Source organism: Aeromonas sp. sia0103 (assembly GCF_963895295.1).
Classification (GTDB): domain Bacteria; phylum Pseudomonadota; class Gammaproteobacteria; order Enterobacterales; family Aeromonadaceae; genus Aeromonas; species Aeromonas encheleia.
In genome coordinates this window covers 232,472-256,388 of sequence record NZ_CAWQKG010000044.1, presented here as the reverse complement: position 1 = coordinate 256,388, position 23,917 = coordinate 232,472, and the positions used below count along the sequence as shown (strand labels likewise).

At 62.3% G+C, this 23,917-nt stretch carries 21 protein-coding genes, 5 tRNA genes and 1 riboswitch; of the genes, 16 read left to right on the top strand and 10 right to left on the bottom strand.

Going from position 1 to position 23,917, the window contains the following annotated elements; genetic code table 11:
• Positions 1-97: 97 nt before the first annotated feature.
• The 4 genes from AACW18_RS15225 (at position 98) to mdtD (ending at position 5,828) form a co-directional block, all read left to right on the top strand.
• Entirely contained in the window at positions 98-1,663 is a 1,566-nt protein-coding gene (locus AACW18_RS15225) for an EAL domain-containing protein (RefSeq protein WP_218389138.1), read from the top strand.
• Positions 1,664-1,818: 155 nt separating this feature from the next.
• Positions 1,819-3,213, top strand: coding sequence for a D-arabinono-1,4-lactone oxidase (locus tag AACW18_RS15220; protein WP_218389137.1), 1,395 nt, complete (start codon positions 1,819-1,821; stop codon positions 3,211-3,213).
• A gap of 9 nt (positions 3,214-3,222) precedes the next feature.
• Positions 3,223-4,350, top strand: coding sequence for a CobW family GTP-binding protein (locus AACW18_RS15215; RefSeq protein WP_218389136.1), 1,128 nt, complete (start codon positions 3,223-3,225; stop codon positions 4,348-4,350).
• Positions 4,351-4,433: 83 nt separating this feature from the next.
• Complete coding sequence (mdtD, locus tag AACW18_RS15210; RefSeq protein WP_218329439.1) at positions 4,434-5,828, top strand: multidrug transporter subunit MdtD; 1,395 nt, start codon at positions 4,434-4,436, stop codon at positions 5,826-5,828.
• 41 nt (positions 5,829-5,869) lie between these two features.
• On the opposite strand, the gene AACW18_RS15205 is transcribed toward mdtD, so the two are convergent.
• The 3 genes from AACW18_RS15205 to folB all read right to left on the bottom strand — a co-directional run bounded on the left by AACW18_RS15205 (position 5,870) and on the right by folB (position 7,384).
• The gene (locus tag AACW18_RS15205) at positions 5,870-6,358 is read right to left on the bottom strand and encodes a YbaK/EbsC family protein (protein WP_218389135.1); all 489 of its coding nucleotides are present in this window, start codon (positions 6,356-6,358) and stop codon (positions 5,870-5,872) included.
• Positions 6,359-6,464: 106 nt separating this feature from the next.
• Positions 6,465-6,974, bottom strand: a complete 510-nt coding sequence (gene folK, locus AACW18_RS15200; RefSeq protein ID WP_218389190.1) for a 2-amino-4-hydroxy-6-hydroxymethyldihydropteridine diphosphokinase — start codon at positions 6,972-6,974, stop codon at positions 6,465-6,467.
• A 38-nt stretch (positions 6,975-7,012) separates the two neighbouring features.
• Positions 7,013-7,384 carry a dihydroneopterin aldolase gene (folB, locus tag AACW18_RS15195; protein ID WP_218389134.1) on the bottom strand — a complete coding sequence of 124 codons (372 nt, stop codon included), beginning with the start codon at positions 7,382-7,384 and terminating at the stop codon, positions 7,013-7,015.
• Between the two features lie 171 nt (positions 7,385-7,555).
• On the opposite strand from folB, the gene plsY reads away from it, so the two are divergent.
• The 8 genes from plsY to AACW18_RS15155 all read left to right on the top strand — a co-directional run bounded on the left by plsY (position 7,556) and on the right by AACW18_RS15155 (position 11,171).
• Positions 7,556-8,218, top strand: a complete 663-nt coding sequence (gene plsY / locus AACW18_RS15190; protein ID WP_042641224.1) for a glycerol-3-phosphate 1-O-acyltransferase PlsY — start codon at positions 7,556-7,558, stop codon at positions 8,216-8,218.
• Positions 8,219-8,265: 47 nt separating this feature from the next.
• Positions 8,266-8,341 (top strand) — tRNA-Phe (locus AACW18_RS15185).
• Between the two features lie 52 nt (positions 8,342-8,393).
• Positions 8,394-8,469: transfer RNA gene (locus AACW18_RS15180), tRNA-Thr, on the top strand.
• A 3-nt stretch (positions 8,470-8,472) separates the two neighbouring features.
• Positions 8,473-8,548 (top strand) — tRNA-Phe (locus tag AACW18_RS15175).
• Between the two features lie 44 nt (positions 8,549-8,592).
• Positions 8,593-8,668: transfer RNA gene (locus AACW18_RS15170), tRNA-Asn, on the top strand.
• Positions 8,669-8,886: 218 nt separating this feature from the next.
• Positions 8,887-8,960 (top strand) — tRNA-Asn (locus AACW18_RS15165).
• 235 nt (positions 8,961-9,195) lie between these two features.
• Complete coding sequence (locus AACW18_RS15160) at positions 9,196-10,200, top strand: OmpA family protein (protein WP_042653189.1); 1,005 nt, start codon at positions 9,196-9,198, stop codon at positions 10,198-10,200.
• A 374-nt stretch (positions 10,201-10,574) separates the two neighbouring features.
• Positions 10,575-11,171: a Yip1 family protein gene (locus AACW18_RS15155; protein ID WP_042653188.1), complete on the top strand. Its 597-nt coding sequence runs from the start codon at positions 10,575-10,577 to the stop codon at positions 11,169-11,171.
• A gap of 85 nt (positions 11,172-11,256) precedes the next feature.
• On the opposite strand, the gene AACW18_RS15150 is transcribed toward AACW18_RS15155, so the two are convergent.
• The 4 genes from AACW18_RS15150 to treR form a co-directional block, all read right to left on the bottom strand.
• Complete coding sequence (locus tag AACW18_RS15150; RefSeq protein WP_305730703.1) at positions 11,257-11,892, bottom strand: sugar O-acetyltransferase; 636 nt, start codon at positions 11,890-11,892, stop codon at positions 11,257-11,259.
• 21 nt (positions 11,893-11,913) lie between these two features.
• Positions 11,914-13,575 (bottom strand): alpha,alpha-phosphotrehalase, encoded by a 1,662-nt coding sequence (treC, locus tag AACW18_RS15145; RefSeq protein ID WP_218389133.1) that lies wholly within the window; start codon positions 13,573-13,575, stop codon positions 11,914-11,916.
• 91 nt (positions 13,576-13,666) lie between these two features.
• On the bottom strand, positions 13,667-15,091 hold the full coding sequence (gene treB, locus AACW18_RS15140) for a PTS trehalose transporter subunit IIBC (RefSeq protein ID WP_218389132.1): 1,425 nt from the start codon (positions 15,089-15,091) through the stop codon (positions 13,667-13,669).
• A gap of 191 nt (positions 15,092-15,282) precedes the next feature.
• The gene (gene treR / locus AACW18_RS15135) at positions 15,283-16,230 is read right to left on the bottom strand and encodes a trehalose operon repressor TreR (RefSeq protein WP_218389131.1); all 948 of its coding nucleotides are present in this window, start codon (positions 16,228-16,230) and stop codon (positions 15,283-15,285) included.
• A 153-nt stretch (positions 16,231-16,383) separates the two neighbouring features.
• On the opposite strand from treR, the gene AACW18_RS15130 reads away from it, so the two are divergent.
• The 3 genes from AACW18_RS15130 (at position 16,384) to ansB (ending at position 18,935) form a co-directional block, all read left to right on the top strand.
• Positions 16,384-17,334: an AEC family transporter gene (locus AACW18_RS15130; protein WP_218389130.1), complete on the top strand. Its 951-nt coding sequence runs from the start codon at positions 16,384-16,386 to the stop codon at positions 17,332-17,334.
• Between the two features lie 218 nt (positions 17,335-17,552).
• Positions 17,553-17,747, top strand: a complete 195-nt coding sequence (locus tag AACW18_RS15125; RefSeq protein ID WP_042653182.1) for a heavy-metal-associated domain-containing protein — start codon at positions 17,553-17,555, stop codon at positions 17,745-17,747.
• Positions 17,748-17,876: 129 nt separating this feature from the next.
• A complete protein-coding gene (ansB, locus tag AACW18_RS15120; protein ID WP_218389129.1) occupies positions 17,877-18,935 on the top strand; it encodes an L-asparaginase 2 in 1,059 nt (352 codons plus the stop codon).
• A 102-nt stretch (positions 18,936-19,037) separates the two neighbouring features.
• On the opposite strand, the gene AACW18_RS15115 is transcribed toward ansB, so the two are convergent.
• Positions 19,038-20,024, bottom strand: coding sequence for a sodium:calcium antiporter (locus AACW18_RS15115; RefSeq protein WP_218389128.1), 987 nt, complete (start codon positions 20,022-20,024; stop codon positions 19,038-19,040).
• 88 nt (positions 20,025-20,112) lie between these two features.
• Positions 20,113-20,222, bottom strand: a riboswitch (yybP-ykoY riboswitch).
• 170 nt (positions 20,223-20,392) lie between these two features.
• On the opposite strand from AACW18_RS15115, the gene AACW18_RS15110 reads away from it, so the two are divergent.
• On the top strand, positions 20,393-20,980 hold the full coding sequence (locus AACW18_RS15110) for a superinfection exclusion B family protein (protein ID WP_033129473.1): 588 nt from the start codon (positions 20,393-20,395) through the stop codon (positions 20,978-20,980).
• A gap of 264 nt (positions 20,981-21,244) precedes the next feature.
• On the opposite strand, the gene AACW18_RS15105 is transcribed toward AACW18_RS15110, so the two are convergent.
• Positions 21,245-21,703, bottom strand: a complete 459-nt coding sequence (locus AACW18_RS15105) for a methylglyoxal synthase (RefSeq protein ID WP_218389127.1) — start codon at positions 21,701-21,703, stop codon at positions 21,245-21,247.
• An 89-nt stretch (positions 21,704-21,792) separates the two neighbouring features.
• On the bottom strand, positions 21,793-23,898 hold the full coding sequence (locus AACW18_RS15100; protein ID WP_218389126.1) for a DUF885 domain-containing protein: 2,106 nt from the start codon (positions 23,896-23,898) through the stop codon (positions 21,793-21,795).
• Positions 23,899-23,917 lie beyond the last annotated feature (19 nt).

Below are 23,917 nucleotides of genomic sequence, written 5' to 3'. Positions count from 1 at the left end.
CCCGCCAGAACATCTTCGTATGGTTGTTTTTTGTACGGTTAGGCCTGGGTTCAGTTTCTATCGTTAACATGGCGGTCCTTGTGCAGCAGGACCACCCATGACCTATTCCCCCGCGTTCGACACGGCTCGGCCCTGGCTGCGTCTGACCATCACCTTGCTGGTATTCACACTGCCCATGCTGCTCGGCAGCTGGGCGTTGTACAACCGTTATCAGGCGGGTCTGTTGCTGGAGTCCAATCAGGCGGCGGATCGCGCCATGACCATGCTGGAAAACATGCTGGGGCATGCCAAGGAGGCCAACCGCAATGCGTTGCCGCTGCTGGGCAAGCCCTGCGAAGCCGTGCTGTTCGATCTGAGGGAGAAGGCGGCCATGGAGTCTTTCATCCGCTCGGTCAATCTGGCGCATCAGGGCAACATCTACTGCACCTCCTTCTTCGGCTCCTATCAGATGCCCTATGCGGCGGAGAAATACAGCCAGGGGCAGCTGCTGCTGAGCAACAGCAGCCCCGTTCGCAATGGTCACCCCTTCCTGGCGGTGCGGGCCGTGCAGGGGGAGGCGTCCACCCTGGCGCTGATCGATGGTGACTACCTCAGCTTCATCCTGAGCCTCCATATTCCCTCCCTCGAGCTGATGCTGAACGTCGGTAGCCACTGGCTCGACGAGCAGGGCAACTTCTTCAGCGAGGCCCCCGCCCTGTCCGGCGAGGCCCATGTCATGCTGCGCTCGCAGGATTATCCCCTCGCCATTTACGTGGGGCAGAAGTTTTCCACCAGCTGGCATGGGTTGTTGCAGCACCGTTGGTTTGGACTGCTGGTGCTGACGGGGATCTGCATCGGCTTTGCCCTGCTCATGTGGTGGCTGCTGAGTCGTCCCCGCTCCCCGGCCAATGAGCTGGCGCGCGCCCTGCAGGCGCGGGAATTTGTCCCCTTCCTGCAGCCCCTGGTGTCGACCGATGGCGAGCGGATCATGGGGGCCGAGGTGCTGATGCGCTGGCAGCATCCGAACGCGGGCCTGATCCGCCCGGACCTGTTCATTCCCCAGGCGGAGGTCAGCGGCCTGATCGTGCCCATGACCAGCCTCATCATGGCGGAGGTGGGCCAGCGGCTGGCCGCCGAACAGCGGCGTCTGCCCGAAGGTTTTCACATCAGCTTCAACATCAGCGCGGCCCATTGCCGCGACTACATCCTGCTGAGGGAGTGCCGCGAGTTTCTCGCCCGCTTCGAGCCGGGCAAGGTGGTGCTGGTGCTCGAGCTGACCGAGCGTGATCTGCTGGTGGCGGATCCCCATACCCTCTCGCTGTTCAGGCAACTGAACGAGATGGGGGTCAGGCTGGCCATGGATGACTTCGGCACCGGCCACTCCAGCCTGGTCTATCTGCAGCAATTCAATGTGGACTACCTCAAGATCGATCAATCCTTCATCGGCCGGATCGGCACCGAATCCCTGTCCGAGCACATAGTCGACAACGTGATCGACCTCGGTAGCCGGCTCGGACTGACCCTGATCGCCGAAGGGGTCGAGACCCGCCAGCAGGCGAATTATCTCAAGGGCAAGGTGACCTACCTGCAGGGCTATCTGTTCGGTCGCCCGGTGCCGCTCCGGCAGTTTTGTGCTGTGCTGCGGGCGGAGGCGGCCAGCCGGGCCATGTCGCTCGCCAGCTGATCGCGCTTGGGTCTTGCGATGGCCGCCAGCATCCCCGCTTTGCATGGGTCAGGCCTTCGTTATCCACCCCTCGACTGTAGGGGCTTGTTTTTCATGCCTTGCGGCTCACTTTTCGGTAGAATTGACGCTCATTTTGAAGTCAGATGAGGCGCGGTATGACGGTCAGGTTCCAGGCATTTCACAGCATCAAGGCGATTGGCAATCGAGAGGTGCTGTTCAACTGGTCCAGGACCAACCCCCTCGGTGCGCTGGAGCAGGTGTGGCGCCCGACCAGCCGCGACCAGCTGCAACGCCTGCTGCGTGAACATCCCGAGCGCAAGCTGCGGCTGATCGGCTCAGGGCTCTCCTTCGAACCCATTCACAGCGTCTATGCCGAGGGCAGCCAGGCGCTGCTGGTGGACTTGCATCATCTGCGTGGCCAGCTCAGCAAGACAGAAGAGAGCGTCACCTATCAGGCGGGGACGCCGCTCGATACCGTCTATGGGGATCTCATCGCCATGGAGCGGATGCTGCCCGCCTCGCCGGGGGTCATCGGCATCCAGACCCTGGGGGGCGCGCTCAGCACCGGCACCCACGGCCAGGGGCTGCACCAGTCCGCCCTGTGCGATGCGGTGGAGGCCATGACCCTCATGCTGGCCAATGGCGACCTCATCCGGGTGGATCGCACCGACCCGCGCTTCGGCGCCTTCGTGATGGGCATGGGGATGCTCGGCATCCTGCTCGACGTCACCCTGCGCACCGTGCCGAACCGCATCATGCGCTGCACCAAGTTCACCACCGATTACCCCTTCCTGCTGGAGCACAACGAGCGGCTCAACCGCGAGCACGGCTTCGTGAAGAGCTGGTGGTTCGCCTGGACCGGCGAGAGCCACATCTGGCTGGTGGATCCGGCCAGTGACGAGGAGGTCGATCGTTACCGCGCCGCGGGCAGCGAGCCGCTGCTGCTGGAGGGGGACATCGACGCCCGCATGAATGCCACCATAGATGCCACCCTGCAGAAGATGGCCAAGGACACCAAGGATGAGGCGCGGCTCGGGGAGCACTTCGAGACGGTGCGCCGCTTCAAGGACGCCTCCGATCTGGTGGGCAACGTCTACCAGATCCTCTGCAAGGGGATACCCGCGCCCCAGATCAACTGCGAGGTGGCGGTGCCGCTGCATCGCATGGCCGAGGCGCTGGAGATCCTGCAACGCTGGCAGCAGGCCAACCCCGGCGTGCTGCACTACCCCTTCATCCTGCGCTGCACCGGCCCCTCCGAGGCCTGGCTCAGCGCGGCCTATGACCAGTCGGTGTGCTGGGTCGGCTTCCTGGTCTATCTGGCGGCGGATGGCACCTTCGTCAATGGCTCCATGGAGCAGATGCGCGAGCTGCAACAACTGTTGGTGCCGCTCGGCGGCATTCCCCACTTCGGCAAGCACCTGGCGATGGATCTCTACGACTTCCCGGCCCTGCTGCCGCGCTGGCACGACTTCCTGGCCCTCAAGGCCGAGCTCGATCCCTGCGGCCGGTTCGAAAACCGCTGGCTCGCCGATCTGTTTGCCAACCGATGAGGCGCTAACATGACCGATATGCAAGATACCCGCATTCCCGTCACCCTGCTGACCGGCTTCCTCGGCAGCGGCAAGACCACCTTGCTCAACCACTGGGTCAAGCAGCCCGAGCTCGGCGAATGCGCGGTGCTGATCAACGAGTTCGGTTCTGTGGGGCTGGATCATCATCTGGTGCAGCAGGTGGACGAGCAGGTGGTGCTGCTCGATTCCGGCTGTATCTGCTGCTCGGTGCAGGGCTCCCTGGTGGAGGCGCTGCAGGGGCTGTTTATGAAGGCCATCCAGCGCAAGATCAAACCCTTCAAGCGGCTCATCATAGAGACCACCGGGCTGGCGGATCCGGCCCCCGTGCTGTTCACCCTGAAGGAGGAGGGCTTCATCGCCCAGCGTTACCGCTTCGATGGCACAGTCACCGTCGTGGATGCCGGCCATATCGAGCAGCAGCTCGGCCAGCAGTACGAGGCGGTCAAGCAGGTGGCGCTGGCGGATCTGCTGGTGGTGAGCAAGGGCGACCTGGTGGAGACCGAGGTGCTGGCTCGGGTGGAAGCCCGGCTGGCACTGCTCAACCCGGCGGTGCCGATCCAGCGGGTGTGCAATGGCGAGCTGTCGCCGACCGTGCTGGAGAAGCTCGGCGCCTACAACGAGGCGGCGGGGCGCGATGTGCGCCAGCTGCTGGCCTGGCTGCGCACCGAATCCCCGAAGCAGGGGCTGGCCTCGCCACTGCAGCCGAGGATGACGCCGGTCGCGGCCAGGGTGGGCACCGCCACCCCGACCCACTTCGAGCACGGCAACATCGAGAGCTTCTCCCTGCGCATCGGCGAGCCACTGAAACCCTCCCGGCTGCTGGCGGCGATCGATGCGGTGCAGGCCCAATACGGCGACGCCCTGCTGCGGCTCAAGGGGATACTGCTGCTGGAGGGAGAGAGTCAGCCGGTGGTGATCCACGGCGTCCACGGCCAGCTCTATCCGCTGCAGACCCTGGGGGAGTGGCCGGAAGGGCGGGCCCAGTCCAGACTGGTGTTTATCGTCAGGAGCCAGGACAAGGCCGGGATCGAGACCCTGTTCCTCGAGACTCTCAAGGCACCTGAGCCCACGCTCGAAGAGCAGCTCAGAGCCATGCTCGGCCAGCCGGATGCCTGATATCCTGATGTGACCCGCCCCGTTTTCAAAAAGCGAGTGCGGGTCTCTTTTTAGGTCAAGACAACAAGGAGAGGTTGCTGCCCATGCCCGAACACTCGCACCTGGTTACCCCTGCCCAACGCAAGTGGCTGCCCCTGCTGACCGCGGTCGGCTTCTTCATGCAGACACTCGATGGCACCATACTCAACACCGCCCTGCCCAGCATGGCCGCGGCGTTGGGGGAGAGCCCGCTGCAGATGCAGTCGGTGATCATCGCCTACATGCTGACGGTGGCGCTGCTCATCCCCGCCTCCGGCTGGCTGGCGGACAGATTCGGCACCCGCCGCGTCTACCTGGCGGCCATACTGCTGTTCACCCTGGGTTCCCTGGCCTGCGCCGCGGCCAACAGCCTGCCCATGCTGGTCGCCGCCCGGGTGCTGCAAGGGGTGGGCGGAGCTTTGCTGATGCCCATAGGGCGCCTCGCCGTGCTGCGGGTCTACAGCAAGCATGAGCTGCTGCGGGTGATGTCCTTCGTCACCATCCCGGGTTTGCTGGGGCCGTTGCTCGGCCCGGCGCTGGGGGGTTGGCTGGTGGAGGTGGCGAGCTGGCATTGGGTGTTCCTCATCAACCTGCCGGTGGGGGTGATAGGTTTCATCGCCAGCTGGAGTTTCATGCCGGATCTGCGCCAGCATACCGCCCGCTTCGACTGGCAGGGCTTTGTGCTGTTCAGCGCCGGCATGGTGCTGGTCTCGGTCGGCCTGCAGGGGCTGGGTGAACACAGCATCTCCACCGGTTGGGCGCTGTTTGCGGTGCTGTTTGGCCTGGCGGCCATGGCGAGTTACTGGCTCTATGCGGCCAACACCGAGCAGCCGCTGTTCAGCCTGGCGCTGTTCCAGACCTCGACCTTTGCCATCGGCATCTGGGGCAACCTGTTTGCCCGTCTCGGCAGCGGCGCCATGCCCTTCCTCACCCCGCTGTTCCTGCAGTTGGGGCTGGGCTTCTCGCCGAGCAAGGCGGGCATGACCATGATCCCCACGGTGATCGGCGCCATGCTGACCAAGACCCTGGTCAACAAGCTGATCCCCAAGGTGGGTTATCGCCGCATCCTGATCGTCAACACCCTGGCGCTGGGGGTGCTGATCGCCAGCTTCTCCCTCATCGACAACCAGGTGCCGCACTGGCTGCTGCTGGCCTGGCTGATGGTGTTCGGTGCCATCAACTCGCTGCAATTCTCCGCCATGAATACCCTGACGCTGCAGGACTTGAGCGCCGACCATGCCAGCAGCGGCAACGGCCTGCTGTCGGTGGTGATGCAGCTCTCCATGAGCCTGGGGGTGGCCATCGCCGCCAGCCTGCTCGGGCTATTCTCCGCCGGGCAGCCGGCAGAGGGCAGTGAGCAGTGGCTGGGTGGCTTCCACCTGACCTATCTCTGCATCGGCCTGATGTCCATGCTGGCGGCGCTGATCTTCGCCCAGCTGGCCAGGAAGGAGCAGGGGTGAGCGGGGCCTGGTGCCCCGTTCGGTCAGATGAAAAGCAGTGATCAGGCCTGCGCCACGGGCAGGTAGCTGACCTGGCAGGGCAGGGCCACCAGCAGGGTGGTCAGGTGCTCGGTCGCCAGCAGGAAGGTCTGCTCCGGGTGGCCCGGGGTCCAGGTGAAGGCGTGGTGGGCCAGCAGGGCGGAGTCCACCAGCAGCGGGATGTCGGCACGGGGCAGGAAGGGGCAGACGGCCCCCGGCAGGCAGCCGATCTCCGCCTGCATCTCCTGTGGCGTGCAGATGGAGGGCTTGGCCCCCAGACTGGCCTTGACCGCCTTGTTATCCAGCCGCCCGTCCCTGTGGGTCAGCAGCAGGGCGAAGCGGCCATCCTTGAACTTGAGGAACAGGGTCTTGCTGAATTCAGCCTGCCAGCCGAGGCGAGCCTTGACCCGCTCGTCGGTGGCGTAATCCAGGATGGGTTCGTGTTGATAGTGCTGGTGAGGCAGAGTGCTCAGCAGCTGGCAGTTGAAGTCATGAATGGTATCGAGTGGCATTGTGCTCTCCTGTGTCAGGGCCATGCTGCCAGTCGCCGGGGCTTGGGCCCAATCACTCTTTCTGATGGCTGATAAGCACAAGGGCACCGCGAGGTGCCCTTGTGCTTCAGTGAGGCTGCAACTCGCACGCCGCCCAGTGGAAGGGTATGGGGCAGAGTCGCTGCGATGCCTTGTCGTAGCAGTGCCACAACTCCCCCAGGGTGCGGCCATCGGTGGGATGGCGCAGGCTGGAGGCCAGCTCGGCCAGCGGCCAGAGCACGAAGGCGTTGCTGAGGATCTCGCCGCGAGGCAGTGCCACCGGATCCTCGCAGACCAGATCCCCATAGAGCAGCAGGTCCAGATCCAGGGTGCGCGGGGCGAACTTCTTGGCGTCCGGCTCGCGGCCATGGGCGAACTCCACGGCCCGTAGGCGCTGGCACAAGATCGCCAGCGGCAGCTCGGTGTCGGCACCCACCACCAGGTTGTAGAAGGGGCGGCCGGCAAAGCCCACCGCCTCGCTCTCGAACACCCGGGAGACCTCAAGCTCGCCAAATTCGGCCTGCAGGGCATCGAGCCCGGCCCGGATGTGGCGCTCCCGCTCGATGTTGGAGCCCAGGCTGATGTAGATGCGGGTCATGCTGTCACCGCCCTGATCGTCATCGGTGCGGATGCCCATCACTGGGCACTCGCGGCCGGGATACGGTGGCGCAGGATCTCGACGCCGACGCCGGCGGCGTTGGGCACGGCGCCCGGTTTGGTCAGCACGACCCTGACCCACTGCACCCGCTCATCGGCCAGCACCAGGGCGGCGACCTGCTCGGCCATGGTCTCGACCAGCTCGACTATGGTGCCGGCGGCGTGATCACAGATCTTGCGTGAGAGGGTGGCATAATCCAATGCCAGCTTGATATCGTCGGTTGCGGCGGCGGGGCGGTTGTCAAAGCCCATCTCGAGATCGAAACAGAGCTTCTGGCGAATGCCTTTCTCCCACTCATATACCCCTATGGTGGTCAAAACCTCGAGTCCGCGAATAAACACCTTGTCCATGACAGTACTTCTTCTTTACTCTTGATGGGCTGTGAGAACAGCGCAGGGATGCAGGTCTGGCCAGCAGATTGCTGCTGACGGTCGGTTTGGGCGACACGCTGTTGGGCAACCCCAAGCCAGAGAATGTGGCCCGCATCATACCCCATTCATATCGTGGTAAAAACGACCAAGATGACGGCCCTGACGATTTTGATGATTATTCTGGCCTATCTGGGCGGCTCGCTGTCCAGTGCCGTGCTGGTCTCCCGCATCAGGGGGCTGCCGGATCCTCGCGATCATGGCTCCCACAACCCGGGGGCGACCAATGTGCTGCGCCTCGGCGGGCGGATGGCGGCGCTGGTCGTGCTGCTGCTCGATGTGCTCAAGGGCACGGCGCCCGTCTACCTCGCCTGGTATCTGCAGATCAAGCCCATCTACCTCGGCTTCATCGGCGTGGCGGCCTGTCTCGGTCACATGTATCCCATCTTCTTTCACTTCCGGGGTGGCAAGGGCGTTGCCACGGCACTGGGTACCATGCTGCCCATCGGTTTTGCCATGGGGGGCGCGGCGATCGCCACCTGGCTGCTGGTGCTGCTGGTAAGCGGCTATTCGTCGCTGGCCTCCATCGTCACCGTACTGCTGACCCCGCTCTTCACCTACCTGCTCAAACCGGAATACACCCTGCCGGTCTCCTTGCTCTCCTGCCTCATTCTGATCCGCCATCACGAGAACATCACCCGCCTGTTGAAGGGAGAGGAATCTCGACTCTGGGGCCGTCGGGAGGTGGCTTCACCTGCGGAAGTGATAAAAACGGGCGATGCTGCGCAAAAAAGAGACGAACGAGACGGAAAGTGAAATTTCCCGTTGACCACCCGCCCTAAAATCCGTTTAATAGCGCCCACGCCCAGATAGCTCAGTCGGTAGAGCAGGGGATTGAAAATCCCCGTGTCGGCGGTTCGATTCCGTCTCTGGGCACCAAGATTTGGTGCCATGAAGTGAAAATGTGTTCATGCACAGTGGTTTAAAGTGTGCCGGCTTAGCTCAGTAGGTAGAGCAACTGACTTGTAATCAGTAGGTCACCAGTTCGATTCCGGTAGCCGGCACCATTTGCCCAGATAGCTCAGTCGGTAGAGCAGGGGATTGAAAATCCCCGTGTCGGCGGTTCGATTCCGTCTCTGGGCACCAATTAAGGATGATGAGATAGCGATATCTTGCATCCAAAGTACAATTCCTCCTTAGTTCAGTCGGTAGAACGGCGGACTGTTAATCCGTATGTCGCTGGTTCAAGTCCAGCAGGAGGAGCCAACACAAAAGCCCAGCTGCAAAGCTGGGCTTTTTCTTTGCCTGTTTTTCACGGTTGGTTGATCTGGGGACAGGTTTGCTGGGCGCTATCGATATATCGCTGCCCTCTTTTCTTAATATCATCTTTAAAAGTCGGGGCTTCGCTGGCCGCCGCCTCAATTTCTTCTGGGCCCTTCTATCGGGATGATGGGGGCCCGTATATCCGCTACTAAAGGCATATATCCTCCTTATTCCAGTCGGTAGAACCGCGGTCTGTTTGATCCATGTGCCACTGGTTCAAGTCCAGTAGGAGGAGCCCATGGTTATTCACTCAGTCGCCATCCATCACCAATATCCCAGGCCATAAGAAGTCCGCTATTGAGTGAAAACGTTTTTCTGTTGAAGGCAGAGAAGTGCATGAAAAACAAACAGTAAAATGAGTGGTAAATAGTCTCTGCGCTTAAGGTCCTGTACATGATTTCGCCTATAGAATGGCGGCCATACATAACAAGGGCTGAACGCCCACCATTTAGCATTGATGAGGCTATACGATGAACTTACGACTGACTCCTGTCTGGATTGCACTGGCATTGGCAAGCACTGCAGCTCACGCTACCGACGACATCTATTTTGGTGCCGGTATCGGCGCCACCCACTTCAACGGCCTGAATAACGCGGCTGTCGAAGATGGTACCGAAGATGCGACTGCCACCAACCTCTTCATGGGTTACAACTTCAACGAAACCTTCGGTGCCGAACTGGGTTACCAGTACGCCGGCCGTGGCAGCACCGATGGCGAGCGCTATGAGAACCAGGGCGCCACCCTGTCCGGTATCGCCCGTCTGCCGCTGAGCGAAGATTTCTCCCTGTTCGGTGAAGCCGGTGCCTACTGGGCCCACACCGATGGTCTGGACAACAGCGATACCCGTGTCTCCCCGTTGGCCGGTATCGGTCTGACCTACAAGCTGAACGATGCGCTGGATCTGCAGGCGCGCTACCGCTACATGTGGGACGTGGCTGACCTGACCACCTCCACTGGCGAGCAGTACAAGTCCAACCAGAGTGTAGCGACGCTGGAAGCGGTATATCACCCGTTCCGCACCTCCTATGTTGAGCCTGTTGCTGCACCCGTCGTTGCAGAAGCGGCCCCTGTGGTTGTCGAGAAGAACTTTGCCCTGAACTCAGACGTGCTGTTTGCCTTTGGCAAGGCAGAACTGAAGCCGGAAGGGGTTGAAGCCCTGAACGGTCTGTATCAGCAAATCGTTGAATTCCAGCCGAAAGATGGCAGCGCCGTCGTTGTCGGTTACACCGACCGTATCGGTTCCGAGGCTTACAACCAGCAGCTGTCCGAGGCGCGTGCCCGCACCGTCGCAGACTTCCTGGTGAGCAAGGGTCTGGCCACCAGCAAGATCTCCATCGAAGGTCGTGGCGAAGCCGACCCGGTAACCGGCACCCAGTGCGATGGCATCACCGCCAAGGATCAGCTGGTCTCCTGCCTGTCCCCGGACCGTCGCGTCGAAGTCCGCGTCTCCGGCGTGCAGGAAGTACAGCAGTAATCTGACTCAGCTCAGATAATGCGAAGAGGGGATGCCATGGCATCCCCTTTTGCTTATCCGCAATGCAGAGCCGTGGCTGGCCAGGAAAGGTGGTTGTGACGAGCGGTTCGAGCGTTGCATTGTGGGCTGCAGCTCCGCATATCACCGCTGCAAGCCAAATCCCAGAGCGCAATTCAAGAGCCCGGCCGCAACGCCGGGCTTTTCTGTTTCTGTGGTTCCCGGTTCCTTCCTTGACGCCCGGGGAGGGGAGCAGCTTTATTTAAAGCTAGCCGTAGCGGTTGCAATGGACGGCCCGTCGAGCGATGCAACAATGATAGAGAGGAGCGCGAGCGGTATACGACGATTCACAATCCAAGCTGAAAAGGAATAACGCTATGATATTAAACCACTTATGGGGATTGTATGCCCATCCTCACACCGAATGGCATACCATAGACGAGGCGCACGACAGTTTCAGAAACAGTCTGACCCATATTCTTATCGTGGCCCTTATCCCGTCAGTCTGCGCCTATTACTCCGCCGTCCATATCGGCTGGAGCATAGGTGTAGGCGATCCCATCACCCTGACCTCGGACAGCGCCTTCATGCTGTCGGTGGCCATGTACGTGGCGCTGGTCATAGGGGTGTTTGCCCTGGCCTATCTGGCGCACTGGATGGGTCACACCTTCGGCTCCGACCCCAGCTACACTACGACACTCGAGCTGGCAGCCTATACCTCCACCCCGCTGTTCATGGTCGGGCTATCGGCCTTCTACCCCCATCTCTGGTTCGTCATGATCATCGGCCTCATCGGGCTCAGCTACTCCGTCTACCTGCTCTATGTCGGCGTCCCTATCCTGATGCACATTCCCAAGGAGCAGGGGTTCATCTATGCCAGCTCTGTGGTCACGGTCGGATTGGTGCTGCTGGTCTGCGTGCTGGCGACCACCGCCGTTCTGTGGGGCTCTGGCTTTGGTCCGGTGTTTACCTAGCGAGGCAGGGGCCTGCACCAGGTCCTTCATCGGAAATGACAAAGGCGCCTCTATGGCGCCTTTGTCATCGTTCGATACAGGTTCACTACGCCTCCGCAGGGCCCATCCCTGCCAGCTCCTCCGCCGTCATGGGCCTTAGCACCTTGCAGGGATTGCCGACGGCGACCACATTGGCCGGAATATCCCTGGTCACCACTGAACCGGCGCCGATGACGCTGTTGTCGCCTATGGTGACGCCGGGGCAGATCACGGTGCTACCGCCGATCCAGACGTTGTGGCCGATCCGCACCGGCTTGCCGAACTCGACCCCGGCCACCCGTGGCACCACCGCGATCGGGTGGGCGGCGGTGTAGATCTGCACCCCGGGCGCCAGCAGCACGTTGTCGCCGATATGCACCTCGCACACGTCGAGGATGGTGCAGTTGACGTTGGCGTAGAAGTTCTCCCCCACAAAGATATTGGCGCCATAGTCGCAGAAGAAGGGTGGGTTGATGGCACAGGAAGCGCCGCGGCTGCCGAGCAACTCGCGCAGCAGGGCGTCCCGCTCGGGTTTCTCCTGCCAACGGGTGTTGAAGCTGTGATAGAGGCAGCGGCAGCGCTCGCGCGCCGCCTTGAGCTCGGGGTCAGCCGCATCATAGGGCTGCCCCGCTACCATCTTGTGCCATTCCTGGCCACGTTCTGGCTGTGGCTGAGTCCCCTGTTGCGACTGGGTTGTCACCATAGTCGTTGCTTCAGTCATCGTCTACTCCACCAGCCAGATCAGGGATTCATAGGGGCGCAACCTGCAAGATTGCGGGTTGGCCGGGCTGTCTTGGTAGTTGCCAAGCAGCAGGCGTCCCTCGCCTGCTTGCATCCCTTCGGGCAGGGCAAAGTCCGCCGGCTCGCCGTAGAAGTTGCTGACCACCAGCAGGCGTTGCCCATGCCAGCTGCGGCTATAGGCCCAGATCTGAGCATGCCCCGGCAGCAGCTCCTGATAATCCCCCTGAGTGAAGATGGGGTGCGCCTTGCGAAGCCGGATCAGATCCCGGTAGTGCCAGAACACCGAGTTGGCGTCGGCCAGCGCGGCCTCGGCATTGATCTCGGGGTAGTTGGCGGCGGGTTTGAGCCAGGGGGTGCTTTTGGTGAAACCGGCGTTGGTGGCGGCGTTCCACTGCATGGGGGTACGGGAGTTGTCCCGCGACTTGGCGCCGAGGATGGCGAGGATCTCCGCCTCTGGCACCCCTTCGCCCTGCTTGATGGCGAAGATGTTGCGACTCTCCACATCCTGATAGTCATGGATGCTGCCATAGCCGGGGTTGGTCATGCCGATCTCCTCCCCCTGATAGATGTAGGGGGTGCCCTGCAGGCCGTGCAGGGTGCTGGCCAGCATCTTGGCGGCCGCCACCCTGTGCTCGCCCTCGTCGCCGAAGCGGGAGACGATGCGCGGCTGATCGTGGTTGCACCAGAACAGGGCCGACCAGGCCTTGCCGTGCATGCCGCTCTGCCAGTGGTTGAAGATGCGCTTGAGCTCGAGGAAATCGAAGGGGGCCTTGGTCCACTTGTCACCGTTCGGGTAGTCGACCTTCAGATGATGGAAGTTGAACACCATGGAGAGCTCTGAGCCATCCAGCGCGCCGTAGCGCTGGCAGTGCGCCAGCGAGGTGGAGGACATCTCGCCCACCGTCATGGCGCCCACCGGGGCGAAGACATCGCGGCTGATATCCTGCAGGAATTCGTGAATGCGCGGCCCGTCGGTGTAGAAGCGACGGCCATCGCCCAGGTCGTCGTTCGGGAAGGCCTGATCCTTGGAGATGAGGTTGATGACGTCGAGCCGGAAGCCATCGACTCCCTTGTCGGCCCAGAAGTGGATGACCTTCTTCACCTCGGCCCGCACCGCCGGATTCTCCCAGTTGAGATCCGCCTGTTCGCGGGCAAACAGATGCAGATAGTACTGGCCGGTGGCGGGGTCCAGTTCCCAGGCGCTGCCGCCAAACTTGGACTGCCAGTTGTTGGGCACGCCGCCCGCCACAGGATCTTGCCAGATATAGTAGTCGCGATAGGGGCTGTGTTTATCCCCCATGGCGGATTTGAACCAGGCGTGTTCGGTGGAGGTGTGGTTCACCACTATGTCCATCACGATGCGGATGCCGCGCTCGTGGGCGGCCGCCAGCAGCGCCTCGAAATCGGCCATGGTGCCGTAGGCGGGATCGATCGCCAGGTAGTCGGCGATGTCGTAGCCGTTGTCTATTTGGGGGGAGACGTAGACCGGGGTCAGCCAGAGGGCATCTATCCCTAAGGTCTTGAGGTAGTCGAGGCGGGCCATGATCCCCTTGAGATCGCCGGTGCCGCGGGCGCCGGAATCCTGAAAGCTCTTGGGGTAGATCTGGTAAATCACGGCACTCTGCCACCAGGGAGTCTGTTTCATGGTCGGGTCGCTCATCTTGTTGAAACGGGTAACGGATTGAAAAAGGACGATAAAAAGGGCGGAGCCTGGGCTCCGCCTCTGTGCCAGCCACTTAGGCGGCAGTCAGTTCCAGCTTGCCGGCCGCCTGCTGGCGTTTGTAGACCAGCAGGGTCAGTGCTAGGGGCACCACTATGGCCACCAGCATGGCGACGGCATAGATGGCCCAGTACTGCGGCTGGATGGAGAGGATGCCCGGCAGGCCGCCGACCCCAATGCCATTGGCCATCACCCCGGCGAAGCCGCAGATGAGGGCCGCGCAGCTCGAGCCCACCATGGCGCACAGCATGGGGAACTTGTACTTGAGGTTGATGCCGTACATGGCCGGCTCGGTCACGCCGAGGTAGGCGGAGATGGCGGCAGGCACCGAGATCTCCCGCTCGTTCTCCTTGCGGCTGATCAGGATGATGCCCACCACCGCGGACGCCTGGGCGATGTTGGAGAGTGCGATCAGCGGCCAGATCGGGGTGCCACCCATGCTCTGCATCAGCTGCAGGTCCACCGCGTTGGTGGTGTGGTGGATGCCGGTGATGACCAGGGGGGCGTAGAGGAAGCCGAACAGGGCCGCGCCTATGGGGGCGAAGGAGCCGGTCATGGCGGCCTTGGCGGCGAAGCCAACGCCTTCACCAATCCAGCGGCCGAAGGGGCCGATCAGGGTGTGGGCCAGGATCACCGCCAGCAGCAGGGAGATGAAGGGCACTATCACCAGGTAGAGATAGGCCGGGATGATGCGCTTGAGGTTGGTCTCGATATAGGCGAGCGCCACCCCCGCCAGCAGGGCCGGAATGACCTGGGCCTGATAGCCCACCTTCTCGATGACGAACAGACCGAAGTCCCACACCTCGGGCACCTGCTGGCCGATGGCGTAGGCATTCATCAGCTGCGGAGAGACGAGCGTGATCCCCAGCACTATCCCCAGGATCTCGGAGCCCCCCATCTTCTTCACCGCGGACCAGCAGACGCCGACCGGCAGGAAGTGGAAGATCGCCTCACCCAGCAGCCAGAGGAAGGCGTGCACCTGGGCCCAGAACTGGCTGATCTCGGTGAGGGTCTTGCCATCGAACATCTTGATGTCGCCGATGACGTTGCGAAACCCCAGGATCAGACCGCCGGTGATGATGGCGGGCAGCAGCGGCACGAAGATCTCCGCCAGATGGGAGATGCCGCGCTCCAGCGGGTTCATGTTGTGGCGCGCCGCCTGCTTGGCGGCATCCTTGCTGGCACCGCTGACCCCGATCTCCTCGGTGAGCGCCTTGTACCACTGCTCCACCTCGTTGCCGATGACCACCTGGAACTGGCCGCCCTGGGTGAAGCTTCCCTTCACCGCCGGAATGGTCTCGATGGCCTTGGAGTCGGCCTTGGTAGGGTCATTGAGCACGAAGCGCAGCCGGGTCAGGCAGTGGCTGACGGTGGCGATGTTCTCCTTGCCGCCGATCTTGTCGATAAGCTGGGCCAGATGTTGTGCGTTGATCTTGGACATGAGTCTTCCCTCTGTGACTCTATTGAGTTTGGTATGCATCACCCTGTAGGGCCAGCCTGCTGGCCCAAGTGTTCTTGGTATAGTTCCTATTTAGCATGCTACCAATCGCTCCCGACAGAAATGGGAACGTTCCCATTTCGTGGTGAGAGTCACAGAATGTGCGAATTTCGCTCAGCAACGAGTGATGAGGCTCACAACAGCTGGCAGGGGGCTATGGTGGCTTGCGGCGATCTGCCCTGCTCGATCTGACCGAGCAGCTGGCGTGCGGCTTGCTCCCCCGCGCCCTTGTAGCCGAGATCCAGGCTGAGGGCGTTGGGAAACAGGAAGCTGAGCAGGGGATTGTTGCCAAGGCCGGTCACCAGCACCTCGCCGCGGCCTTGCTCCTGCAGGTATTTGGCCGCGCCCATGGCGAGGGTATCGCTGGCGCAGACCAGCGCCTGGGTGGTGGGGGTGAGCAGCTCGGCCGCCAGCCGATAACCGCTCTGCAGGCTGAGATCCCCGAGCGCGGAGCGCGGTAGGCGACCCTGTTCCCGGCAGTAGGCCAGATAGGCATCCAGCCGACGCTGGCCGGTGGTGAGATCCGAGGCATCCACCCCGAGGTAGGCGATGTCGCGGGCGCCGCGTGCTTCCAGCTGTGTCAGCATGGTGCGCACCGCCCCCCCATCGTCGAAGCAGACCGAGGAGAAACCGGGGTATTCGCGGGCCACCAGCACCAACCTCTCTCGCAGCGGAGTCATGGCGGCATAGTCGAGATCGTTGAAGGCAAACAGGATGATGCCATCCACCCCGCGCCGCGCCAGCACGGCCAGGTGTTCGCTCACCTTGTCGGGGGAGAACTTGCTCTCCATCAGCACGGCGTCGTAGCCGCGGGCGTAGAGGGTCTCCAGCATGCCGCGCACCGCTTGGTTTTCCGAGCTGGAATCGAGCCGGGAGACGATGATGCCCACCACCTGCTGGCTCTGGTTGCGCATGGCCCTGGCCGACTTGCTCGGCACGAAGCCGTGCTGGGCGATGACCTGCTCCACCCGCTCGCGGGTCTGTGGCTTGACCTTGGGGTCCTGATTGAGCACCCGGGAGACGGTCGACTTGCCGACGCCACAGAGACGGGCGATGTCGAGGATGGTCAGTTTCTTTTCCATAGGTCGGGTGCTTTCCACATCAGGGCTGCAGGTCATTGCCCACATTGTTGTGATTAACCCCTGTGAATACAAGCCCATGGCGTTAGAATGGCGGCTCTTCCCCTCTCCATTCCGGCTGGCGGCCTGCCGCTCGCATCGCACAGGACGCGCATCATGGATCTGTTGGCAAGTCTGCACTTCTCCCTCTCCATCACGGGCCCCATCTGCATGGTGCTGCTGCTCGGGATCTGGCTCAAGCGCCTCGGTCTGTTGCCAGACAGCTTCGTCGAGTCCGCCTCGCGGCTGGTGTTCCAGGTCACCCTGCCGGCCCTGCTGTTCCTCAGCATGGTGCGCACCGACTTCTCCACCATGCCGAGTCCCTGGCTCATCCTCTACGGCTTGCTGGGCACGCTCGCCGCCTTCCTGGTGCTCGAGGCATTGGCGTCCCGTTTCATCGCGGAGCCGCGCCAGCGCGGCATCTTCGTGCAGGGCAGCTTTCGCGGCAACATGGGGATCATGGGGCTGGCCTATGTGCAGAATGCCTATGGCCCAGAGGGGATAGGGGCCGCGGCGCTGCTGGTGGGGGCGGTGACCGTGCTCTACAACATTCTCGCTGTCATCACCCTCACCCGTAGCCTGGGGGGAGGGCGGGGGATCAAGCCGATCCTGAAGGGGATCGCCAAGAACCCACTGATCATCGCCATACTCTCGGCGCTGCCTTTCGGCCTGCTCGGCATCGAATTGCCGCAACTGGTCATCACCACCGGCAACTACTTTGCCAACATGACACTGCCGCTGGCGCTGCTGTGCACCGGCGCCAGCCTCAATCTCAAGGCCCTGCGCGGCGGTGCGACGCTGACCGGCTGGGCCACCGCCAACCGCCTGTTCTGTATTCCGGTGCTACTGGTGGTGGGGGCCTGGGCGCTCGGCTTCAGCACCCAGGCGCTTGGCATTCTGTTCCTGATCAGCTCCACGCCGACGGCGGCCGCCAGCTATGTGATGACCCGCGCCATGGGCGGCGACAGCGTGCTGGCCGCCAACATCATCGCCACCACCACGCTCGGTTCATTGATCAGTACCAGCCTGGGCGCCGCCCTGATGAACTACCTCGGGCTGATGGGCTAGCGATGCATCCGATGACGGCGTGTTCGCCGTCAATATGTCATCGCCACCACCACCCTGGGCTCGCTGATCAGCACCAGCCTGGGTGCCGCCCTGATGAACTACTTGGGACTGATGGGATGACGGTGAATACAGGGCATGTTTATTGATGACGAGCGGGGCTTGACCTTGCCGCTAGCGGTAGCTTTAGGCTGAGATCACATCAACAGAGGAGACATCTCATGACCATAGAACTCAAAGTATCCGGCATGTCCTGCGGTGGCTGCGCCGCCAGTCTGCAGAAGGCCCTGCTGGCCCAAGGCGCCGTCAGTCAGGCCCGGGTCGACTTTGGCAGCAGCAAGGCCGTCATCGAGAGCGAGCTGAGCAAGGCCGAGTTGATCGCGCTGATCGAAGCCAAGGGGTTCAGTGCGGAGTGATTTATCCCTATGTGGGTAAAAATCAGACCAATATTCTGTTTACTTGTTTTTATTGTTGAGAGTGATCACTTAAAAACGATTCAAAATGGATGAAAATGCTGCAGTCAACTAACCCAAAAGGATTGCAGCATGACCCACCCTATCCGCAAGACCCTGCTCGCCGTCGTCCTCGGCATGACCCTCTCCCCCATGGCCATGGCTCTGCCCAGCGTGCACATACTGGCGACGGGCGGCACCATTGCCGGGGCAGGGCAGTCTGCGACCCAGTCCAACTACGAGGCTGGAAAGGTCGCCATCGAGACGCTGATCGCCGCCGTGCCCGAGATGAAGAACATCGCCGCGGTGCAGGGGGAGCAGGTGGTCAAGATCGGCTCCCAGGACATGAATGACGAGGTGTGGCTCAAGCTGGCCAAACGGGTGAATGAACTGCTGGCCAAGGATGACGTGGATGGCATCGTCATCACCCACGGCACCGACACCATGGAGGAGACCGCCTACTTCCTCAACCTCACCGTCAAGAGCGACAAGCCGGTGGTGCTGGTCGGCGCCATGCGCCCCTCCACCGCCATGAGCGCCGACGGCCCGCTCAATCTGTACAACGCCGTGGTCACCGCCTCCGATCCCGACTCCAAGGGCCGTGGCGTCATGGTGGCCATGAACGACACCGTGCTGGACGCCCGTGACGTCACCAAGACCAACACCACAGGGGTGCAGACCTTTGCCGCCCCCAACTTCGGCCCGCTCGGTTACATCCACAACGGCAAGATCGACTACCAGCGCAGCCCGGCCCGCCTGCACACCAGCAAGACCCCGTTCGACGTGAGCAAGCTCGACAAGCTGCCGCAGGTGGGCATCGTCTACAACTACGCCAACGCCACCGATCTGCCCGCCAAAGCCATGGTGGATGCCAAGTTTGACGGCATCGTCAGCGCCGGTGTGGGCAACGGCAACCTCTACCACACCCTGTTCGATACCCTGGCCAAGGCGAGCAAGGATGGCATCCGGGTGGTGCGTTCCGCCCGCGTGCCGACCGGCGCCACCACCCTGGATGCCGAGATCGATGACGCCAAGTACGGCTTCGTGGCCGCCGGCACCCTGAACCCGCAGAAGGCGCGCATCCTGCTGATGCTCTCCCTGACCCAGAGCAAGGATCCGGCCCAGATCCAGCGCTGGTTCCAGCAGTTCTGATCCCGGGGCTCAACCCGGCTGACATAACCCCATGAAAATAAACAAGGGCAGGATCTCATCCTGCCCTTTCTCATGGCGTCATGCATACAAACCAGCGCGGCCTCAGCTCACCCCCAGCCAGCCACAGAAAGCGAGATAGACCAGCCCCACCCAGGCCAGCCTGGCCGCCGTCATCCTCCCCCGGCGAAAGCCCCACCACAGCAGCACCACCGCCAGCAGGGTCACCAGCGAGGAGACCAGCATGGTGCTGTCCAGCAGCCAGGGGGTGAACAGCAGGCAGAACGCCTTGGGAATGGTGCCCTGGATCATCATGGCGCCGGAGATGTTGGCCAGCGCCAGCCGGTTCTTGCCCTGGCGCACCCAGATCAGCACGTTCATCAGCTCCGGCATCTCGGTCGCCACCGGGCTCAGCAACAGGGCCGCCAAGGCGGGGGAGAGGCCGAGCAGTTCGCCCATGCTCTCCAGCTGATGAACAAAGAGTTGAGCCGCCAGCGTCACCGCCAGCAGCGCCCCGAGGGTCTGCAGCAACACCTTGCCCGGCGCCGGGGTCCTGGCCCCGGGATCCAGCTTGAGGGGGGCCGGCAACGAGACCTCATGGCTGTCGGTCTGCCTCAGCTCACGCCGCACATAGACCAGATAGATCAGCACGAACAGCGGCGCCAGCCAGGCCTTGCCGTCGAAGCTCACCATGCCGAGCGCCACCGCCACCAGGAAGATGCCGGCAAACCAGAGTTGATCCCGGCCTATCTCCCGTTGCACTGCCTCCTCGATGACCCTCTGCTCGGGGCTAAGGCAGAGCAGCAGGGTCAGGCCGACGGCGGCATAACCCAGGGTGGAGAGCACCAACGGACCGCCGAGGGCGGCACCTATCCCTATCTGTTGCTGAGCAGGGGCATCCCCCATCAGCAGGGCGCTCAGGGTGACGATGCACTCCGGCAACGCCGTGCCGAGGGCGGCAAGCAGGGAGCCGGTGGCGCTCTGGGATAATTTGAGGTGATGACCGGTCCACTCGATGCCGTTGACGAAATATTCGCAGGCGAGATAGATGGTGACGGCGGAGAGCAGGAACAACAGCAGGGTGATCGGCATGATGGGCAACCGCCAGGCGAGCAGAACAACCGATGGACCCGATACGGCTCGCCTGGCTGGCTAGCATATCGAGGCCAAAGGTCTTGCAGAGCGATAGATGCTATCGCCGCCCATGCCATGGACCGAAAGATCCAAGAATGTTGACATGAGCCCTGCCCGGATCACGGGCGGGTTGCTACTCCCCAATGACAGTGCAGGTTTTTTACCAACCCGGTGGCCGTCTCACAAGGGAAATTAATAATAATGGGATCAACAAGTTGTAAGGGGATGTAACGCCCGGTCTGTTTCCTTGCCCACCTTAGCTGCGCATTGGCACAGCGATTGCTATCAGCTGAGTACTGTCCACAATGCTCTGGGAAGGATGAACGATGAAACGGTGGATCCAACATTTCTATCAGCTGAACCGCCTCAACTGGCTCATGGTCTGGTTGCTGCTCTGCTGCAGCATCATCTTGCTGTTTCCGGCCGGCCTGATGAAGGGGGCCGTCAGCCAGTGGGCCACGGTACATGCCGCCTGGCTCGGGGTTGGCATGCTGATCGCCATCTCCTACTTCTGCAGCCAGGGTTTCCTGATCGCCTGGGAGTGGGCCTGTGACGAGTGGCAGTCCCGCCGTCAGCAGGGGCTGCTGGCCCAGATGATCGGCTTCCTCGATTTCAACGAGAAGGCGGTGCTGCGCGAGTTCGTGCTGCAGCGTAAAAGCGTCATAAACTTGCCGATCACCGAGCCCGCCGTCAAAAACCTGATGGATGCCGGGGTGCTGACCTATGCCTACGGCAAGCCGGTGCGGGAGAAAGAAGACGAGAACCAGATCCGCGCCCTGATGATCGCCCTGCCGGCGCGGCCGCTGCTCACCTACAAGGTGTTGGGGCTCTCCCGTGGCAAGATGAGCGACGAGCAGGTGGAGCAGATCATGAACGCCAGGCCCAAGTTCGCCCAGAAGAGCCTCCAGCGCTGAGTCGCCGTCATCCTTCACATGAAAAGAGCCGGACAATGTCCGGCTCTTTGCTATCTGGCTGTTTTTATGCGGTTCTGGCTTTCAAGTAACCGGCGCAGATTGTTGGATCTGCCGTTATTCGGTTCTGGCCTTCAAGTAACCGGCACAGATTGACGGATCTGCCGTTATTCGGTTCTGGCTTTCAAATAACCGGCACAGATTGGCGGATCTGCCGTTATTCGGTTCTGGCTTTCAAATAACCGGCACAGATTGGCGGATCTGCCGTTACTCGGTTCTGGCTTTCAAGTAACCGGCGTAGTCGGGGATCTGCACGCTGAAGGCCCGCTGCATGTGGGGGCTGTCCATGATGAAGTCTGCGGTTGCCTCGTTGGTGGCGACCGGGATGTTCCACACCGCCGCCAGGCGCAGCAGCGCCTTCACATCCGGATCGTGCGCCGCGGCATTGAGGGGATCCCAGAAGAAGATCATCACGTCGATCTTGCCCTCGGCGATGAGGGCGCCCAGCTGCTGGTCGCCGCCCATGGGGCCGGAGAAGAGGCAGGTGATGGGCAGCTGTGCCTGCTTGCCGAGCAGGGTGCCGGTGGTGCCGGTCGCATAGAGGTGGTGGAGCTTGAGCTCCTCCTTGCGGCGCAGCACCCAGTTCAGCAATGGGGTCTTCATGTTGTCGTGAGCCACCAGCGCCACCCGCTTGTGGGGCGCCATCTCACGTGTAATCTGGTCCATGGATATCATCCGTAGCATAGTGATGGAATGTAGGGCTGTATCCTAATCGAAAGCGGCGCCCGCTGCCTTGCCGGGCGCCGTAACTGTGATCACTTCGACTGTTCAATCCACTGCTGATTCTTCCGCTCCAGCACCGAGATGGGCAGCATGCCGTATTCCAGCACCTGATGGTGGAATGCCTTGAGGTCGAACCGGCCGCCCATGGCCTGCTCGGCGGATTCGCGCATCCGGATCAGTGCCAGCTGGCCTGCCTTGTAGGAGGTCGCCTGACCGGTGTAGGCCATGTAGCGCGGCACTTCTGAGCTGATGTCTCCCGCCCCCAGCGCCGAGTTCTCCTGCATGTAACCGACGGCCCTGTCGTGGCTCCAGCCATACCAGTGAATGCCGGTATCCACCACCAGCCGCATGGCCCTGAGCATCTCCTCGTTGAGGCGCCCGAAGTACTGCAACTGGTTGTTGAACGCAGGCGAGCCCTCCACCTTGGCATCTCCCACTGCGGGGTCGTAGAGGCCACGGCCCTGATAGAGCCCCATGTCGTGATCCGCCAGGTATTCGGTGTAGAGTGCCCAGCCTTCCGCATAGGCGGTGTAGGAGGCGTTCGCCACGTACTGCGGGAAGTCGGGATCCTTGGCCGCCAGCTCCTGCGCTATGGTGATCTGGAAGTGGTGGCCCGGCGCGCCCTCGTGGGCCAGCAGGGTGCTGATATTCCAGCTCTGCAGGCCATAGGGGTAGAAGGTGTTGAGGAAGAACTGCCCCTTGCGCCCGGTCTGCGGGTTGCCGTCCTGATACCAGGCGACCCCGCCGTAGGGCGCATCCCCGTAGGCGACGGGCACCACCTCGTAGTCCAGTTTGGGGATGGTGCGCTCGGCATCGAAGAAGTCCGGCAGCACCAGCGCCGCCTTGCTCTTGAAGGCGTTGTACTCCCGCAGCGCCCGCTCATGCTCGGCCAGCGCCTGTTGCTGCGGCTCGCTCAGCGCAGCCCCGGCCGCGTTGCCCGGATTGAGGCCGGCAGACCAGGCCGACAGCGGATTCTGGTAGAAGAAGCCCGGCTCGTTGAGGTAGCGGAAGAAGGCGTAGATCTGGCCGTTCTGCTTGCTCTTGGCCACCTCCTTGCTGTCACACTTGCCGACGGTATGGCACACCTTGACCATGGCGCCGAAGATCCGATCCACCTCGCTCAGCCCCAGCTCATGCACCTCCTCCGGCGTCATGTTAGTGGTGCTGTGCTTCTTCAGCAGCCAGCGATACCAGTCGCGACCATTGGTCATGCCGCAGAAGCCGTCGTCGCACTCACCGCTGCCCAGGCGTACCGCATAGGCACCGCCATGCCGATAATCCAGATAGTCCCGCAGCGCCAGATAGCTGCCGTTGATTCTGTCCAGCACCCCCTTGTAGTCGGTGCGCAGCGCCTCGTCGGCCTCCCCCGGCAGTTGTTGCCAGCCGAGATAGGCGCCGGCGATCGCCTCACCATCCAGCTTGCTGTTCAGCTGGGCCAGCAGCCTGTCCACCAGCTCATCCGGCAGGGTGTTGCCCTGGGCGCTGCCCAGTTCGAATTGGTGCTTTACCTCGGCCAGATAGGCGTCATAGGCCTTGAGCCAGGTCAGATGCTCCTGATACCAGGCCAGGGGGGCCGTCGCCGCCCGCGCCTGAGTGGCCGGCGCAGGTGCCGTGGCCGTGCGGTCGAGATCCCGCCGCCAGGCGGCATCACCCGGGGCCACCCTATCTGCCGAGCTCTGCTCGAAATAGTCGAAGCCGCTGCCGACGGTGCGGGCGGCCCTGCCACTGGCGGGGGCTGTGCCGACCTCATCGGCCAGATCCACCACCCGGTTGCGGAAGTGATGGATGGGGATTTGGGATTGGGGCAGTTCGTAGCCGGCCAGGTTGATCTGCAGATCCCAGCGGATCATGTCGTAGAACAACCGATCCCGCTCGCTCAGTACGTTCGGGTCCATGGCGTCCAGTCGCTTGAGCAGCGACCCGTCGAGCGCCTTGCGTTTGGCGAGGGTCTGTTCATCGATGGCAAAGCCATAGGGATCCAGCGCCTGGCTCTCGCGCAGAGCATCGTCCATGGTTTGCATCAGGGCGGCCTTGGTGGCGGCGGGATCCGCCGGGGCAGTGGAGCTGTTGTCGTTGCAGGCGGTCAGCGTGAGGGCGATGGCGCAGGCCAGCGTCACCTTGTTGGGCAAGAAGTGCATGTTTTAGTCCTTTAAAGCA